We start from the raw sequence: 16,464 nt of genomic DNA, 5'->3' as shown, positions 1-16,464 counted from the left end.
AGCCGAAGGAATAAATGAGTACCGTCGTCAGAAAAACGGTCAACTTCACGATCAATGACAAGCCGCTCACCGCGCCTGAGGGCACGATGATCCTCGATGCCGCAAAGCGGGCGGATATTTTTATCAGCAACCTGTGTTCGAACCCCAAACTGAAGCCGTTCGCCGCGTGCCGTACGTGCATGGTGGAAATCAACGAGGACGGCAAGAAGGACCTCGTCTATTCCTGCACGCATCCGGTGTCCGAAGGCATGAAGATCCGTACGGACACGGATGAAACCAGCCGCTACAACGGTGCGTGCCTGGAAATGTTGCTGGTCGAACACCCGCTGGACTGCCCGATCTGCGACAAATCCGGCGTCTGCCCCCTGCAGGACAATACCGACCACCTGAAGCTTTGGAACGGCCGCTTCGAGATCAAGCGCCGCAACGAGCCCAGCATCAAGACCAACCCGATCATCGAGTTTTACCTTAACCGGTGCATCATGTGCGGCATGTGCGTGCGCGTGTGCGACGAGATTCAGGGCGTGCAGGCACTGGATTACCACAAACGCGGCTACCAGGTGGGCATCGGCACCGCCAACGACGAGCCTCTGGACTGCGAGTTCTGCGGTCAGTGCATCACCGTCTGCCCCACAGGCGCCCTGATGGACATGACTTCGAGCGCACGCGGGCTGGTGTCCATGTTCAAGACCACCCACAGCACCTGCAACTTCTGTTCATGGGGTTGCACGGTCAAGATGGAAACCAAGAAAGGCCAGTTGGTGCGCATCGAAGGCGACGAAACGTTCGACCTCGGCATCAACGAAGGCAACCTGTGCGCCAAGGGCCGATTCGGCCACGGCATGGTCCACAACAAGCAGCGCATCCAGCAGCCGATGATGAATGTCGGTGGTACCTTTCAGGAAGTCAGCTGGTCGGAAGCGCTGGAGACCATCGCCGATCGCCTGAAAGCCACCATCAACCGCAGTGGACCGGCCAGCATCGCCGCCATCGGCGGGGAAAAGCTGACCAATGAGGAAAACTACCTGTTCCAGAAACTGTTCCGCGGTCTGGTCGGGACCAATCAGTTGACCAATCTCAACCAGCTGCGGGCGCCGTACGTCAACCGTTTCACCCAGCAGTGCTTCGAAAACGGCATCGTGTCCAAGCCGATCACGGAGCTGGATGAGGCAGACGTGGTGCTGCTGTTCAACACCGACATTCCCTCGGAATACCCGGTTGCGGGCAACTCCATCCGCAAGGCAGCGATCAACTTCGGCACCGACATCCTCATCGCCAACCCGCGGAACGTGGTCTTCCACCACGAATCCCGAGTAGAAGTGCGCATGACGTACAAACCGGGCTCGGATCTGGTGGTGGCCAACCGCATCAGCAAAATCCTGATCGACAAGAACCTCGTGGACACGGGCAAGGTGAAAACCGTTCTGCCCAATTACGACCAGTTTGTGCAGTCGTTGTCCAAATACACAGCGGACTACGCACAGAACGTGACCGGTCTGGATGACGCGACCCTCACCCGCGCCGCGGAACGCTTCAGCCGCAATGCCGACCGGTTCATCCTGGTCGGAAACGACATCCACGAAACCGGCCAGGGCGAGGCCATCCTGAACGCGCTTCTCAACCTGTCGGTCCTGGTGCATGCAGGCGGCGAAGGCAGTGTCAGCATCTATCCCCCTCGCGAGCACTGCAATTCGCAGGGCGTCAACGACATGGGACTCACGCCGGAATACCTGCCGGGCTACCGGCGCGCGGACGACTCCGAAGCGCTGGCGCATCTGGCCAAAACCTGGGGCCTCAATGAACTCAAGCTCAAAGGGGAAAACCGGGTCGATGACCTGTGGGAACACTGCACCAAGGGCCACGTCAAGATGCTTTATATTGCCGGCGAGGACCCCTGCCACAGTTACTACAAGGCCGACGCGGTTAAAAACGCACTGCAGACGGTTCCCTTCCTCGTGGTGCACGATTCGTACATGACGGAAACTGCGAAAATGGCGGACCTCATTCTGCCGTCCTGCACCTACGCGGAGAAGGAGGGCACGTTCACCAACATGACCCGCCACGTTCAGAAGGTCGCTCCCGCGGTTCTGCCGGAAGGCGAGTCACGCCCGGACTTCGACATCTTCCTCGACCTGGCGGATGCGTTTGGCAAGCCGTTCGATTTCAATTCGGTCGAGGACGTGCAGGCGGAAATCGAAATCGCCGCGCCCATTTACAAGGGAATGTTCCCCGGCAAAAAGTCCAAACAATGGACCCCCGCTGAAAGCGGCCACAAGCCGGGCTTTGCGGTCACTGAAGCGGAAGCCGCTCCGGCCACGAACGGCAACGGGTATCCTTTCACGCTGATCAGCAACAACCACATGTTCCACATCGGCACCTACACGCAGTACGCCAAGGCGCTGATGGACATCGGGCCGGACTGCATCGCCGAGATCAATCCGAAGGACGCGAAAGAACTGGGCGTGGAAAGTGGCGACCGCATCCGTGTCGAGTCGTCCACACACACGGTGGAGGTTCCCGTGGAGGTCAGCAAGCGGTCGGTTCAGGGTGTCGTGTACATTCCCAAGAACTGGGTGGACGTTCCCATCAACAAGATGCGGAACGGTGAAGAGGGTCTGGTTTCGGTCAAAATCTCGAAGGCCGGCTGAGTCCAAAGCATCACAATCTAGGAGCAGAAAGAAGACATGTCCGATCTCAAGGAGAGTTTGCATACCGAACACCTGGTTCTTAATATGGGCCCGTCCCATCCGGCGACGCACGGAACGGTGAAATTCACCCTCACGCTGGACGGCGAAACCGTGGTGGACTGCGAAGTCGAGGTCGGCTATCTGCACCGCGGCTTCGAGAAGATGTGCGAAAGCGTCACCTACACCAACGTCTTCCCGTACACGGACCGGCTGAACTACTGCTCCGCCATCATGAACAACATCAGCTACGCGCTGGCGGTGGAGAAACTCCTGGGCATCGAATGCACTGACCGGTGCCAGTACATCCGCGTCGTCACCAACGAGTTGATGCGCATCGCCGATCACTACACCAACATCGCGGCGGCGGCGCTGGAGCTCGGCGCCCTGACAGCATTCATCTACTTTGTCGAGGCCCGCGAAATTCTGTGGGACATCCTGGAAAAAATCTGCGGTGCGCGGCTCACCTCCAACTACGTGCGCATCGGCGGACTCATGTGCGACATCCCGGAAGACCTGGATGACGACCTGAAAGCCGCCTACCCGAAGCTGGACGCGCTGTTCGACGATGTCGACAAGCTGCTCACCAAGAACCGCATTTTCCTCGACCGCATGTGCGATACGGGAATCATCTCGGTGGAAGAAGCCATTTCCTATGGCTTCACCGGACCGTGCCTGCGCGCCTGTGGTGTTGATTACGACGTGCGCAAGGCCCAGCCGTACCTGGTTTACGACCGCATCGACTTCGACGTCCCGCTCGGCCGTACCGGTGACAACTTTGACCGCTACCTGGTGCGCATGGAGGAAATCAAGCAGAGCTACAAGATCATCAAGCAGGCGATGAAAGACATGCCGGACGGTCCCATCAACGTGGACAACCCGTACATGCGCCAGCCTTCCAAGCAGGATGTGTACACGCGCATGGAAGAGATGATCGCCCACTTCAAGCTGACCATCGACGGCATCAAACCGCCGGTCGGCGAGGTGTACCTTGGCACGGAAGCGGCAAACGGCGAACTCGGTTTTTACCTGGTGAGCGACGGTTCCGGCCGTCCCTACAAGTGCCGCGTGCGCCCGCCCTGCTTCACCATGACGGCGGCGATGGAAGTGATGGTGCGCGGCGCCATGCTGGCCGACATCATCCCCACCTTCGACATGATCAACATGATCGGCGGTGAGTGCGACCGGTAAGCGGTTCCACTTCCATCAACCGGTTGACCTCCCTCCCGATTGACCCTATTCTCAAAGGATCGGGCGCACCACGCCCTTCATCCCCGGTCCGCAGAGCATCATGTCCAAACTCCTGAAACCCCTGTTTTTTCTTTTCGGCGTCGGCCTGTTTGCGTGGGCCGTGAGCACCGTCGACTTCAAGGACGTCACCCATCACCTGCTGGACATGGGCTGGGGCTTCGGGCTGGTGTTCCTTGCCTATGGGCTGGTCGCCTACTTCGACGCGCGGTCCTGGCAGTTCGCCTTCAAACCCGAAGAAGTGGAACAGCTCACCACCTTCGCACTGTGGAAAGTCCGCACCATCGGCGAATCGTTCAACGCCATCACGCCGTTCGGATCCCTGGGCGGCGAGCCGGTGAAAGCGCATTTCCTGAAAGAGCAGTACGGCCTCGGTTACAAACAGGGACTGGCCTCGCAGGTGGTGGCGCGCACCACGCTGATGCTGAGCCTCATCCTGTTCATGATTCCGGGAACGGTCTTCCTGTTTTTCGCCGACGGCATCGACGAAACGTTCAAGAACGGCAGCGCCGCAGGACTCATCACCTTCTCCATCCTCATTATCCTGTTCCTGCTGTTCCAAATCACGGGATGCCTGAGCATTCTGGTCGGCTGGTTTGACCGCACCTTTCCCAAAAGCGAGGCGCGCCCGGCTGTGGACCACATGCTCCAACTCTGCAACATGATGTCGGGATACTACCGTGAACACCGCACGCTCTGCTTCAAATCCATCTGGTACGGCTGGCTGGGCTGGGCGGCGGGGGTGATCGAACTCTACTTCACGCTCTATTTTCTCGGCGTCGAGTTGAGCTGGATGGAGTTGTGGACCATCGAGGCAATCCTGCAGCTGGTGCGGGTGGGCAGTTTTTTCATTCCGGTCAGCCTGGGGGCGCAGGAAGCGGGCCTGGTGGTGATTTTCATGTCGATGGGGATGAGCGGCCCGCTCGGGCTCGCTGTGTCCCTGGTGCGGCGCATTCGCGAGTTGATCTGGATCGGGCTCGGCCTCCTGCTCGGTGGAAGCGCCGCATTCAAACCCATGCGCATCCCGGCGGAGTCCTCAGAGCAACCCTGAAAAAAAAACGGCCACCCGGTGGCACTCAGCGAGTGACCGGATGGCCGCTTTGAAAACGGATTCCCTTACATCTTAGAATACATCGCGCGAAACCCCGCGATCACGACCGCGTCCGAAGGGTGTGCGTTTCAGGGATTCGGTGAATACGTCCGACTGCTGAACCAGTCCGTCGTGCTTCGTTTTAATCGTATCAATGCGTTTTTCTTTCAATTCATTGATCGCGTCCTCGATCATCTTCTCGGCTTCGTCTTTCGGTTTGTCTTTTTTCTTCGCATTCGGTGCGGGGTTCTGTCCCGACTGCGGAGCGGTTCCGGTGGACTGCGCCGTCACTGGCTGGGACGAAGACTGTCCTGAGGGAACCGTGGTGGCCGTGTTCTGGGCAGACGGCTGAAGCCCGGGAGTTCCCTCCGGCTGGGCGGGGGCCGACTGTGCGCCCTCCGGCACGGCGGCGGTTTCATTTTCCTTGTCCTCTCCCTCTTCCGCTTCCTTCATCGACTTTTTGAAATTTCGAATGCTGTTGCCAAAGGCACTGCCGATCTCCGGCAACTTACCGGCGCCGAAAATGATCATGATGATCACCAGGATCACCATCAACTCTGGAAAACCGATCCCCATCATAAAAACCTCTTTAAAAGAAAATTTTAGGACCCTGACGGGCACTGGCACTCAGGGGAAATGCTGTAGGAATTATAGCATAATCGCAGACACCAACTAAACCACCCGAACCTGGAAATCGAGAATCCGGGATATCAACCCAAAAAAAAGCAGAAGCCCTTAATTCACAAGGACTTCTGCCTATTTGAGGAGCTCCCGATCACGCTCCGGTTTGCGTCACCCGCCGATATGGGCGTTCAAAATCGGGGAATTGATGATGGCCTGGTTGCCATTGGCGCGGGACTTGGCCGCTTTGAAATGCATAGTGGCTTTGCCATGCTGACCCATTTTGTCCAAGGCGATGGCTTCGTTGAAATGAATTTCACCGTTGGATGCATCGATGCCGGCGGACTCTTCAAAATGCTTGAAAGCGACATCGTAATGCCCCTGATTCCAATGTTTGATGCCTTCCTGATTGTGCATTTTGGCGCTTTCAGGGGCACTGTCAGGCAATTTCATGGGACCTTCATCCGCCATGGCCGAGAAGGGGATCATCATCACGAAAGCGATAACCAAACTGACCAGCAGTTTTCTCATATTCCTAATCTCCCACAAAAATTTTGGGTTTACGGTTATAAAAAAGCCTATCATTTTCCATGCCCGAATTAAAACATTTTCTAGACCATGGTTTATCCGGGATCACCCAACTACAGGTAACCAAAATTCCTTCTTCCTGATAATGCCAGGATCAGGAGTTGTCGAAGGCGTTTAAAATGCGACTCGCTTCGGCGACATATTCCCGGCGGGTCATGCCGGACAACACGATATCCACTCCCCGGTCCAGAAGCCATTTCACTCCCAGAACCTGCAAAGGGATCGCCTCGGGGGTACCGGGAAAATAACGTTCCCGCAGGGACTCGATTCTGGAGTTGGATTCCTGGTGAAACCGAACCTTCAAATCCTGCGAAATCCAATCGACATATTGCTCGGCAGTACCAAACATTTCATCGAAGCTGACAGGATCCCACAGGCGGGCCTGCACGATCTGTTCGCCCAGTGACCGGGCGCGGAAATAAACCTGCCGGATGTTTTCGAGCACTTCGTTCAATTGCCGGCTGCTTTCGGGCTTGAAAGTACGGACCGGCTCGAGGAGGTCGCGGAACTTGAACGGCGAAGGAATGCTTGCCTGCTCCAGCACTTCTTTCAAATTACGCCCATCGGCCATGCTGTTCAGGTGAATGCGCGTTTCCAATTCTTTCAACTCGTCCAGCAACCAGTCCCATTTCTGTTCGCGGTTTCCGGATTCGCTTTCCGGGTAATCGATGAGCACCACGCCCTCCCCTTCCACAACCGCACGGTAGGGTCTGCCTGCAATGGTTTTGAGTCCCAGGGACTTTGCGCGTTCCACCAACGACGGACCCTTTCTGCTTCCCGTAACGGCCCGATCATGAATGAAATTGGCGGAAAATTCGATTGCTTGAAATCCAGGCAAGTCCTTATTCTCCGCGTGTACGGTCTCCAGGGTGAAGCCACTCCACCGGGGCTCGCTTTCCAGCCAGTCGGGGAAGGCAATGCCAAAGCCGGAAATTCGCGCGCGTTCACATTCTTCCTGCAAATAAAGAAATGCACGACGTACCTGTTCCCGGCAGGCTTCACCATCCAGCGTCGTCAGTGCCTCCTCCGGCAGGCGCAGGACCACGAGGTCCAGTTGCGGCAGACCGGTGCGGCGGATGGAGCGGTCAATCTGGTCCTTCAAAAAATCAGGGTGCATGCAGAACGCACGGTCCGCACCCAGTGGAATCACATCCGGTACAGGGCGGCCGCGGGTTTCGAGGTCCTGCAAAAGGCGGTGATGCCGCCCCTTCGCCAAACCCAGGGCGGTGATGACGAACACCCCCTCCGCCCCCTGTCCGCCGGCATTCAGACGGCGGTTGAGCGCATCCCCGAAAACGATCTGGTCTTCCCCTTCCGAAAAATCGGGCGAGGTTTCAACAACATTCAGCGGGCTTCCGAGGAAGGCATCGATGGCCTCCGTGTGTTGACGTTGAACGCGCCCGAAGGATTTCAATCCCAGTCCCAGACGGCTCACCCGTCTTCCATTCCAGTCGATGCACGCCGCATCGGGAAGCGAACGGGTGCGCTCGGCACAGGCGTCCATCTCCGCACCGCCCTTGCGGGAATCGAAACGGCTTTCCACCAGGTCACACGACCACGGGTAGGCGGGATGTGTGGTCAGGCGCTTGTCGTCCACCGCACCGCCGATGGTGAAATGATACAGGCTCTGGTAGGTGTTGCCGCGAAGGCGCAGGATTTCATGCACGGGATCGTCGAAATAGCACCCGATGCCGGTGGCGCGCAGTCCCATGAACTCGGCGGCCAGGTACAGCATTTGTCCCACCATGCCCGCTTCCCAGAACAGGCGGCGATAATACCAAGCGCCCTGTTGTTCCAGGGAATCATGAAATTCAGCGATCATGCCCAGACTGAACGCGCTTTGCCCGGCGATCTCCTGGGTGCAACTCACCTGCGCCGCTTCCCGCTGGATGTTCGTCTCCTTGAGCAGGTAAAGGGGCAATTGTTCCGGACAGCCCTCCGGCCGTTGCCACAGAAAGGCGGAGTCGGTGCTTTCTTTGAGGCGTTGCAGTTGCCCCAAATCCCGAACGAAAAAATAGATCCCCGGAGGCAGGTCTTCCACACGATGGATGTAAAGACAAAAATGAATGGACGGTTTCCACGGCACCGCGTCGGCAGGCACAGACTGGATGGTTTGCGCAAGAGTTTTGAAAAACGCGTCGCGCGTCATGCCGGTCTGACCATCGAAAGCCACGGCACTGCGGCGTTGCCGAATGATCTGCCGCGCGGTGATGCGCTGCTGGCGCACAGGGAGTTCAGAATTCAACCAATCAGGACGGACGGGAAACGGAGGAACCCGATCCCACCTCCCCGGCTCGGGTTTCAATGTCGATTCCGCGACTTCGTCGATCACCGGCCAGTCGCGGCGATCCGGACTCAAACGATTGGCGCGTCCTCGCCAATTCGCCCGACGCACCGACTGCACCGCACCCGAAGGAAGATTCCTGACGGGCGGCATTTCATCCGGTTGCGTGAGCACCGCCGCCACCAGGTCCGGATGTTCGCCCTCGGCCTCCCTGTAATCGGCTTCGCGATCCAGCCCAAACAACCCCGCGATGGCGGCATCGTCCATATCCTCGAGGAGGACCAGTTTCCATCCAAGCACTGCGGCGGCAATGCGGTAGGCCCCCAGCGCGTGGCCGATGTCATGCTGGCAATAACGGAACGCGCGTTCACCGTACTTCCATGCTTCCCGCCAGTGAATCGAAGTCAATCCCGCAAGGAAAGTCCCATCCGGAAAATTTATAAGCAATGAACGAAACGTTTCCTCGTCCAGTTCGGCACGTCTCTCCAGCCCGTGTTCTTTCGGCGCGTAGTGGTACACTCCCGGAGCGTTTCCGATGCCCTCCATCGCATCGAGCACCCCATAGCCTTCCGTGGGGTGCAGGTTGCCGCTGGACGGATTGCTGCGCAATGCCCAGCGGTTGTCACCCGCCTGCTTCCACGCCGAGATGGCCAGCGACAATTCGAAAAAACGCGAAAGGGAATCTGCATTGAGCAACCAAGGTTCAATGGCGTTCTCTTCAAAAATTTTGTAATAAGGGGGGGAGTCGTCGGAAACAATCGGGGGCAAATATACCAACGGCGCATCTTCGTACCTGCGAAACGGGTTGGGTTGCGTCGCCCAATCCAGGTGCCCCGGGCCTTTTGCCAGGTTGTGGTAATGGTGTTTGGTCCGCTGATGATAGGAAACAGCAGATTTAACAGGATTGCGGCTCATGAAAACCAGACAAGTTGATTTTGCGGTAGCAGACGGGAAATCAAGGACCTTATTGCAGAATACCAGGAGAGATCGTAACTTTTCCCGGCAAAACCGCCTTGCCCCTTGATCGGGTTCCAAAAATTAAATAAACTTGTGGATTAGATGTTCGCTATTACCTAGAGGTTTGAAATAATATGGATTTGGAAGATTTGTTTGCAAAGAATTTCATCAACGGCGACACCCTGGACCTGGAAAACCGTCGCCTGGGTGATGAAGGAGCCAAGGCTCTGGCGCAAATGGAACAACTGGGCCAGGTCATCAAACTCGAGTTGGGTGACAACGAAATCGGGGATGAAGGGGTGGCTGCCCTGGCCGGAAGCCCCCACATCAAAAACCTGAAAGTCTTGAACCTGAAATCGAACAAGATCACAGCTGAAGGAGCCAAACACCTTGCCCACTCCGGGAATGTCTCCAATCTCGAGCAATTGGTGATGAAGTTCAACCAGGTTGGAGAGGAAGGCGCGCGGTATCTGGCCGCCTCGGAGAATTTCGCAAGTCTCAACACGCTCGACCTGTTCCGCAACAACCTCGGCGCGGAAGGTGCCGCGGCGATAAAGCAAGCCAGCTATTTTAAGAACCTGAACCGCGTCCGCCTTGATTGATTCCGCTTACTGCCAACGGTTTCATCCTCCACGGTTCAATCCATTTCCTATCGTACTTTTATGAATTTGACTGCAAGATACCCAAGAAGTCCAAGACAACGGCTTGCGGAGCTGGTTCATGTACCGCGAATGATCGACAAAGCCCGCGCCTGTCACAAAAACACACTGGGGGAATACATTTATCCCTGCCCTCTCGACAAAATGATTCTGGAATTCCTGAACGTGGATTCCGATACCTTCATGGAAAAGGCCGCATCGTTTCCCGAAGCCACCATAGAGGAGTGGGTCGAGTATCTCGTACAGGACAAGTCCCGCCGGGATTTCGAAAAAATCAATGAAGCCATCCTGAACGCGTCGCCGGACAACGACGAAGCACGGGAAAAATTCAAAAACCTCCTGAATTCCATCGACCGCACCCGGGACGACATAACGAGCTGGGCGGAGTTGATCGACCTGGAAGAGGGCCGAATGTGACCCTTCCCTGCTTGGAACAGGGAGACTATTCCCTGACCTGAATGACAAACAAAAAATTCCTCAAAAACCAGAACCCCCAGCGCGCTCCACGCAACCTCCGCGCCCCCAGAAAATCGGGAGGTGGATGGAAACGCACGCTCCTGCTCTCGTTCCTTGGTCTCACGTTGTTCGGCCTTCTGATCGGGTTTGCCGCCGCCGGGTTCATTTACTTTAAATACTCCCAGGGGCTGCCGGACGTACGCCAGCTCAAGGATTACCAGCCCAGCACCATCTCCCGCGTTTACTCCGACAATGATGAATTGATCGCGGAGTTTTATATTGAAAAACGAATCCTCGCACCGTTGAAGGATATCCCGACCCACCTCAAACAGGCTACGCTGGCGGTCGAGGACTCAAATTTCTACTACCATTTCGGCATCGACCCAAAAGCCATCATCCGCGCGATGATCAAAAACTTTCAGGCCGGGCACGTGGTTGAGGGCGGCAGCACCATCACCCAGCAGTTATCCAAAACGCTGTTTCTATCTTTCGAACGAAGCCTGGAACGCAAAATCCGGGAAGCCATTCTGGCTATCCGTATGGAGCTGGTGTTCACCAAGGATGAAATCCTGGAGATGTACCTCAACCAGATTTATTACGGCCACGGAAGTTATGGCGTGGAAGCGGCCGCACGGACTTATTTCGGCAAACCGGTCAAGGAACTCACCATCGCCGAGTGCGCCCTGATCGCGGGCCTGCCCAAAGCACCCAACCATTACTCACCCTATAAAGACCTGGAAAAATCGGTCAACCGCAGAAACCACGCAATCCGCCGTATGGCACACAACGGTTTCATCACTGAACAGGAAAAGGAACAGGCGCTGGTGGAAGAGGTGAAGCTGGGACAGGTCGCGGACCCGGTCAACAAGGCCCCCTATTTTGTGGAGTACATCCGCCAGTTCATCCAGGAAAAATACGGCACCAACAAACTGTACCGGGACGGCCTGAAAATATACACCTCCCTCAATTACCGCAGCCAGGTGGCCGCGCAAAAAGCGGTGCGTGACGGGCTGCGCGAAGCGGACAAGCGGTTCGGTTATCGGGGCCCGATCCAGCGTGTAACCGATCTCACCCACCGTGAATCGGTAGACGCGCTTCTCACCAAACTGAATGAAGAAGCTGATCTGGTTGACGAAGAAAAAGGTTTATTCTTTGAAGGCAACATCATTCACGGAGTGGTCACGCGGGTGCGCCAGGATCATGCCAACGTGTATCTGGGCGGGGCACAGGGCACCATCGAACTTGAGGACATGGACTGGGCGCGTGAACCCAACACGCGGCTTGATATCCGCTGGTCCCGGATAAAGAGCGCACGTCAGGCACTTTCCATAGGCGACGTTATCCTGGCGAAACTGGGCCAAAAGCAAAGCGCGAGCGAATGGAACCTCAGTCTGGAGCAAGAACCGGAAGTGCAGGCGGGTCTCATCAGCCTCGACCCAACCAACGGCCACATCAAGGCAATGGTCGGCGGTTACGACTTCAAGAAAAGCCAGTTCAACCGCGCCACGCAGGCGGTGCGCCAACCGGGGTCGGCATTCAAACCCATCATTTTCGCGGCGGCCATAGAGGATGGCTACACGCCTGCCAGTATCGTCATCGATTCCCCAATTATCTTTAAAGAAAAAGAAGATACTTTTGACAAATGGAAACCGGTCAATTTTTCCGAAAAGTTTTACGGTCCCACTTCGCTTCGCACCGCGCTCACGCATTCGCGCAACGTGGTGACCATCAAACTTTTGCAGCACACCGGGGTGCCGAAAGCCGTTGAAGTGGCGCGGCGCCTGGGCATCGACAGCCCCATGGCCAACAATCTGTCCATCGCCCTGGGCTCTTCGGGCGTCACCCTGTATGAACTGGTCAAGGCTTACGCTGTTTTCGCCAATCAGGGCCGGCGAATCGAGCCGGTTCCAATCCGTTTCATCAACAATCGCCAGGGCGACGCCATTTATTACGCAGAGACCCAGAGCCAGCAGGTGATCTCGTCAGGCCTCGCGGCCATTGTCACCGACCTGATGAAAAGCGTGGTGGACAATGGGACCGGGAAGAAAGTGAGGGTTCTCAACCGCCCCATCGCGGGCAAGACCGGCACTACCAACAACTACATCGATGCCTGGTTCATGGGCTATTCACCGGAGTTGGTAACGGGCGTCTGGGTGGGTAAGGATCGCGATGAACCGATGGGGGTCAACGAAACCGGATCACGCGCGGCTATCCCCATCTGGCTGCAGTTCATGCAGGAAGCGCTGGCGGGCAAGCCGGTGAAAAGCTTTCCGGTGAGTGACGAGGTGGTTTACATGAAGGTCAACCCGGAAACGGGAAACGCTGCCAACTTCGACGATCCAGAAGCCAAGCTTGAAATGTTTTTGCGGGACAATTTGCCGATGAAGGCTGGAGAGATGGAAGCCATCCTGGGCAACGACAACTTCTAATCCAGGGTCGGGGTGGGCCCGTTCACAGGGACGATCCTACCTTCCCGCACGCTCAGTTTCACAAGACTTCGGTCCGTGTCGCCGGAGGGAAGCATGGTGGTGACCCCGGACACACCAGGGTAGTTTTCAATTTCGGACAAACGCTTCTGAATTTCAAGCCGATTGAACCCGCCTTGCAAAACAGCCTGAAATAAAATATTAGCCGCGTCGTACGCCTGGGCGGAGAGCACAGTCGGCTTGGAGCCAAACCGCTTTTCAAAATCGTCAACAAACTTTTTGGTCTCCGGGTCCTTTCCCTCCGGGAAAAAACCATCCACAAACAATACCGAGTTCAGATAATGCCTCGCCATCTCTATCAGTTCCGGCGAGTTCCAACCGTTGGCCCCAAGAAACAAAACATTTTCGATGTTGTAAAACGCAAACTGGGGAATCATCAACCCCACTTTATCGTAAAATCCGGGAATGAAAATGGCGTCGTAATTGACTTCCAGCGCAACCTTCAATCCCTCGGAATCGCTTCCGGAAAAAAGACCACCATCAATGATGGGCCGGGAAACGTTTCCCTTGTCATTGAGGTGTGGAGGTTTGGCTCCACGGCGCAAAAACCGGTTGACCATCCATTTCAACCGATCATCGGGGACCCCGCCCAGGTTAAGGATCTGCTCACGGAAGTCATTCTGTTTGCGGTCATACGAAATGGAGGTGACAATTTCACCGCCGAGGGCACGCACTTCGCGCTCAAAATCTTCCCGCAGGATCTCGCCATAATATTCCGTGGGATACAGAACCGCGAGGCGGTACAGATTCAGGTGATTCACCGCATACCGGGCAAGAAACCGCGCCTGCAGCTCTTTGGTGAGCGCATTGCGGAAGACGAACGGGCTCAAATCCGCAAGGCCGCTTGTCGAGGCCGTCGGGGAAAAAACCGGCATCCTGTATTTTTCAAGAATCGGGATGATACTCTGAATTTCCCAGCTCAGAATCGGCCCGACAATGCCGACAACATTGGGATCGCGAGCCAGTTCTTCCACCACCCCCGTTGCATCACGACCCAGCCCGGAATCCCTCACTTCCAATTTAATCTGCTGTTTGTTCGCGGCACTGAACTGGCTGTAGGCCAATTGAATGCCCTGCAAAACCTGCTGCCCGACAAGAGCGCGTTGACCGGACAACGGCAATACCACGCCGATGCGAATTCCATTTTCCTCCTGATCACGAAGCCCCTGCAAGGCCAATCTCGCCTCTTCATTGAACTCATGATCAGGAAACCGCACGATGAAATTTTCCAACGCAATCTGATAATTGCCAATATCCCGCTCGTTCCGGTAGATTTGAATGAGCCGCTTTAGAATCAGGTCACCCGGGTATTCCGCGCCCAGCACTCGGTTCAGGTTCAGCAATTGCTGCTTGGTCAGCTTGTCCTCGACTATGGTTTCTACGGATTGCCGGGCGTGTTCCAACAATTGCTCATCGCTACCCTTTTCAATTATTTTTTTGAACTTTTTCAGGGCGTCGTCATAATTCATCCGCAGGTCGTCGAGCCGGGCAAGGTAGGAATAGGCTTCCCATTTGTGGGTGACGTCTGGATTGACCTTGATAGTGGCACGAAACCTTTTTTCCGCTTCCTCATAGCGCTCCATGTGAAACAGGCATTCAGCCATCTTCAATTGAGCGTGATAGTTCCAGGTGGATTGCGGAAAGTGTTCGGTGAACAGCTCAAAATACTTGAGGCCGGAGGAATAATATCTGTTCTTGATTTCTATTTGCCCAAGTCGAAAAAACGCTTTCGAGCGACGAGGCTCGTTGGGGTACAAATCCAGGAAATCTTCAAACACCGCCTTGGCGCCGAGAAAATCGCCTTTATGAAACAGCGTCTCGCCCTGGTAAAAAAGCGAACTCCGCGGATCAAGGCCGGACTTCTCCTGCGTCAGCCCGGGACCGGGCAACAGGAAAAGGCATAAAAAAAGGATCACCGAATGAAACCGCCCGGTGACCGCACGTTTTGCTTTTCGCGGAACCTGTCCGTCGCGCGCTTCAACCTTCATCTTTATCCATTTTACCCTTCAGGTTGTGTTTCTTGACGCGGTAACGCATCGAACGGAAACTCAGATTCAAAAGTTGCGCCGCCTTGTTGATCATGCCGTCGGATTTATCAAGGGCACCCAGCAACATTTTCTTTTCGATCTTGTCCAGAGTGCTTTCAAGATCGATCGGCTCGTCCGTCAGCGATGGCACCATGTTGTCGGCCACGGAAGTTTTCGCACCCACCAGTTCCTCCGGAAGGCTGCTGACCTGAATGGTGTCCTGGGATTCCAGCACCACCGCCCGCTCCATGACGTTTTCCAGTTCGCGGACATTGCCCGGCCAGTCGTAATTTTCAAGCACCTTGACCGCCTCCGGCGAAATCGACTTCAGTTTATTCTCCCCCTGGTATTCCTCGCAATACTTGGTGATGAAGTGATGGACCAATAGGGAGATGTCCTCCTTGCGCTGCCGCAGAGGGGGGATCTGGATATGAATCACTTTCAGGCGATAATACAGGTCTTCCCGAAACTCCTTGTCTTTCACCGCCTGCGAGAGGTCCCGGTTGGAAGCGGCAATGATGCGCAGGTCCACCTTGATGGGCTTGGTGCCGCCGACCCTGGTGAACTCTTTTTCCTGAAGCACACGCAGGAGCTTGACCTGGATCGACAAAGGCGCTTCGGAAATTTCATCGAGAAAAAAGGTTCCCTTGTTAGCCGCCTCCATCAGGCCAATCTTGGTGGAGTCGGCGCTGGTGAAAGCTCCTTTTTCGTGTCCGAACAGTTCGCTCTCCAGCAGGTTCTCCGGCATCGCACCGCAGTTGATGGAAATAAAAGGATAGTTTTTACGATTGCTGTTGTAATGAAGGGCCTTGGCGACCAGTTCCTTGCCGGTTCCGCTTTCACCGCCGATCAACACCGTGGCGTTGCTGTTGGCCACTTTGTTGATGTAATCGAACACCTGCCGCATGCCCTCACTTTTGCCGATGATGTTGGCAAACTGGTACTTGTCCTTGAGTGCGCTTTTCAGGTAGGTGTTCTCGTCAGCCAGCCTTTTTTTCTCCGCCGCATTTTTGATGATGAGTTGCAGCTCTTCGATTTTGAAAGGCTTCGAAAGGTAATCGTAGGCCCCTTTTTTCATGGTCTCGACTGCCGTCTCTGCGGATGCGTAGGCAGTCATCATGATCACAGGGGTGCCGGGCAGGACGCGGTTGACGGCATCGAGCACATCGATGCCGTTGGCGCGCGGCATGTTGATGTCGGTCAGCACCACGTCGTACTGGTGCTCCTGGATCATGTCCACCGCCACTTCGCCATTGCGCGCAGTTTCCACCTCGTGACCGTCCTTTTCCAGAACGATGGTCAGCAGGTCGCGCATGCTTTTTTCATTTTCGACAACCAGTATTTTGCTCATATCCCTGAATTCA

At 55.8% G+C, this 16,464-nt stretch carries 11 protein-coding genes; 6 read left to right on the top strand and 5 right to left on the bottom strand.

Annotation, left to right across the window (positions count from 1 at the left end; all coding sequences use genetic code 11):
* The first annotated feature begins 14 nt into the window (after positions 1-14).
* From ACTRW9_RS07135 to ACTRW9_RS07125, 3 genes are all read left to right on the top strand, one after another.
* Positions 15-2,648, top strand: coding sequence for a molybdopterin-dependent oxidoreductase (locus ACTRW9_RS07135; RefSeq protein WP_442428808.1), 2,634 nt, complete (start codon positions 15-17; stop codon positions 2,646-2,648).
* A 36-nt stretch (positions 2,649-2,684) separates the two neighbouring features.
* Positions 2,685-3,875: an NADH dehydrogenase (quinone) subunit D gene (nuoD, locus tag ACTRW9_RS07130; RefSeq protein WP_442425721.1), complete on the top strand. Its 1,191-nt coding sequence runs from the start codon at positions 2,685-2,687 to the stop codon at positions 3,873-3,875.
* Between the two features lie 100 nt (positions 3,876-3,975).
* Entirely contained in the window at positions 3,976-4,983 is a 1,008-nt protein-coding gene (locus ACTRW9_RS07125) for a lysylphosphatidylglycerol synthase transmembrane domain-containing protein (protein WP_442425722.1), read from the top strand.
* Positions 4,984-5,055: 72 nt separating this feature from the next.
* Here ACTRW9_RS07125 and tatA read toward each other — a convergent pair whose 3' ends face one another.
* The 3 genes from tatA to ACTRW9_RS07110 all read right to left on the bottom strand — a co-directional run bounded on the left by tatA (position 5,056) and on the right by ACTRW9_RS07110 (position 9,430).
* A complete protein-coding gene (gene tatA, locus ACTRW9_RS07120; RefSeq protein ID WP_442428807.1) occupies positions 5,056-5,601 on the bottom strand; it encodes a twin-arginine translocase TatA/TatE family subunit in 546 nt (181 codons plus the stop codon).
* A 213-nt stretch (positions 5,602-5,814) separates the two neighbouring features.
* Entirely contained in the window at positions 5,815-6,174 is a 360-nt protein-coding gene (locus tag ACTRW9_RS07115) for a hypothetical protein (RefSeq protein ID WP_005010958.1), read from the bottom strand.
* 151 nt (positions 6,175-6,325) lie between these two features.
* A complete protein-coding gene (locus ACTRW9_RS07110) occupies positions 6,326-9,430 on the bottom strand; it encodes a hypothetical protein (RefSeq protein WP_442428806.1) in 3,105 nt (1,034 codons plus the stop codon).
* Positions 9,431-9,606: 176 nt separating this feature from the next.
* On the opposite strand from ACTRW9_RS07110, the gene ACTRW9_RS07105 reads away from it, so the two are divergent.
* From ACTRW9_RS07105 to ACTRW9_RS07095, 3 genes are read left to right on the top strand one after another with little or no spacing between them, the layout of a single operon-like run.
* Positions 9,607-10,074 carry a hypothetical protein gene (locus ACTRW9_RS07105; protein WP_442428805.1) on the top strand — a complete coding sequence of 156 codons (468 nt, stop codon included), beginning with the start codon at positions 9,607-9,609 and terminating at the stop codon, positions 10,072-10,074.
* Positions 10,075-10,134: 60 nt separating this feature from the next.
* Entirely contained in the window at positions 10,135-10,548 is a 414-nt protein-coding gene (locus tag ACTRW9_RS07100) for a DUF5069 domain-containing protein (RefSeq protein ID WP_442425726.1), read from the top strand.
* A gap of 41 nt (positions 10,549-10,589) precedes the next feature.
* Positions 10,590-13,016 (top strand): penicillin-binding protein 1A, encoded by a 2,427-nt coding sequence (locus ACTRW9_RS07095; protein WP_442428804.1) that lies wholly within the window; start codon positions 10,590-10,592, stop codon positions 13,014-13,016.
* Here ACTRW9_RS07095 and ACTRW9_RS07090 read toward each other — a convergent pair.
* Positions 13,013-15,061, bottom strand: coding sequence for a penicillin-binding protein activator (locus ACTRW9_RS07090; protein ID WP_442428803.1), 2,049 nt, complete (start codon positions 15,059-15,061; stop codon positions 13,013-13,015). The two genes, ACTRW9_RS07095 and ACTRW9_RS07090, sit on opposite strands and share 4 nt — an antisense overlap.
* Entirely contained in the window at positions 15,051-16,451 is a 1,401-nt protein-coding gene (locus ACTRW9_RS07085; RefSeq protein WP_442425729.1) for a sigma-54-dependent transcriptional regulator, read from the bottom strand. Before ACTRW9_RS07085 ends, ACTRW9_RS07090 begins: the two co-directional genes overlap by 11 nt.
* Between the last annotated feature and the right edge of the window lie 13 nt (positions 16,452-16,464).

This window comes from Nitrospina sp. 32_T5 (assembly GCF_052156635.1).
Classification (GTDB): domain Bacteria; phylum Nitrospinota; class Nitrospinia; order Nitrospinales; family Nitrospinaceae; genus Nitrospina.
Note: the sequence above shows the minus strand (reverse complement) of the source record. Positions and strands in the feature narration are given on the sequence as shown.

Excerpts from the sequence above, each read along its gene's own strand:
- ACTRW9_RS07115 (WP_005010958.1), bottom strand. The coding sequence starts at position 6,174 with ATGAGAAAACTGCTGGTCAGTTTGGTTATCGCTTTCGTGATGATGATC.
- ACTRW9_RS07085 (WP_442425729.1), bottom strand. The coding sequence starts at position 16,451 with ATGAGCAAAATACTGGTTGTCGAAAATGAAAAAAGCATGCGCGACCTG.
- nuoD (WP_442425721.1), top strand. The coding sequence starts at position 2,685 with ATGTCCGATCTCAAGGAGAGTTTGCATACCGAACACCTGGTTCTTAAT.
- ACTRW9_RS07135 (WP_442428808.1), top strand. The coding sequence starts at position 15 with ATGAGTACCGTCGTCAGAAAAACGGTCAACTTCACGATCAATGACAAG.
- ACTRW9_RS07125 (WP_442425722.1), top strand. The coding sequence starts at position 3,976 with ATGTCCAAACTCCTGAAACCCCTGTTTTTTCTTTTCGGCGTCGGCCTG.
- tatA (WP_442428807.1), bottom strand. The coding sequence starts at position 5,601 with ATGATGGGGATCGGTTTTCCAGAGTTGATGGTGATCCTGGTGATCATC.
- ACTRW9_RS07095 (WP_442428804.1), top strand. The coding sequence starts at position 10,590 with ATGACAAACAAAAAATTCCTCAAAAACCAGAACCCCCAGCGCGCTCCA.
- ACTRW9_RS07110 (WP_442428806.1), bottom strand. The coding sequence starts at position 9,430 with ATGAGCCGCAATCCTGTTAAATCTGCTGTTTCCTATCATCAGCGGACC.
- ACTRW9_RS07100 (WP_442425726.1), top strand. The coding sequence starts at position 10,135 with ATGAATTTGACTGCAAGATACCCAAGAAGTCCAAGACAACGGCTTGCG.
- ACTRW9_RS07090 (WP_442428803.1), bottom strand. The coding sequence starts at position 15,061 with ATGAAGGTTGAAGCGCGCGACGGACAGGTTCCGCGAAAAGCAAAACGT.
- ACTRW9_RS07105 (WP_442428805.1), top strand. The coding sequence starts at position 9,607 with ATGGATTTGGAAGATTTGTTTGCAAAGAATTTCATCAACGGCGACACC.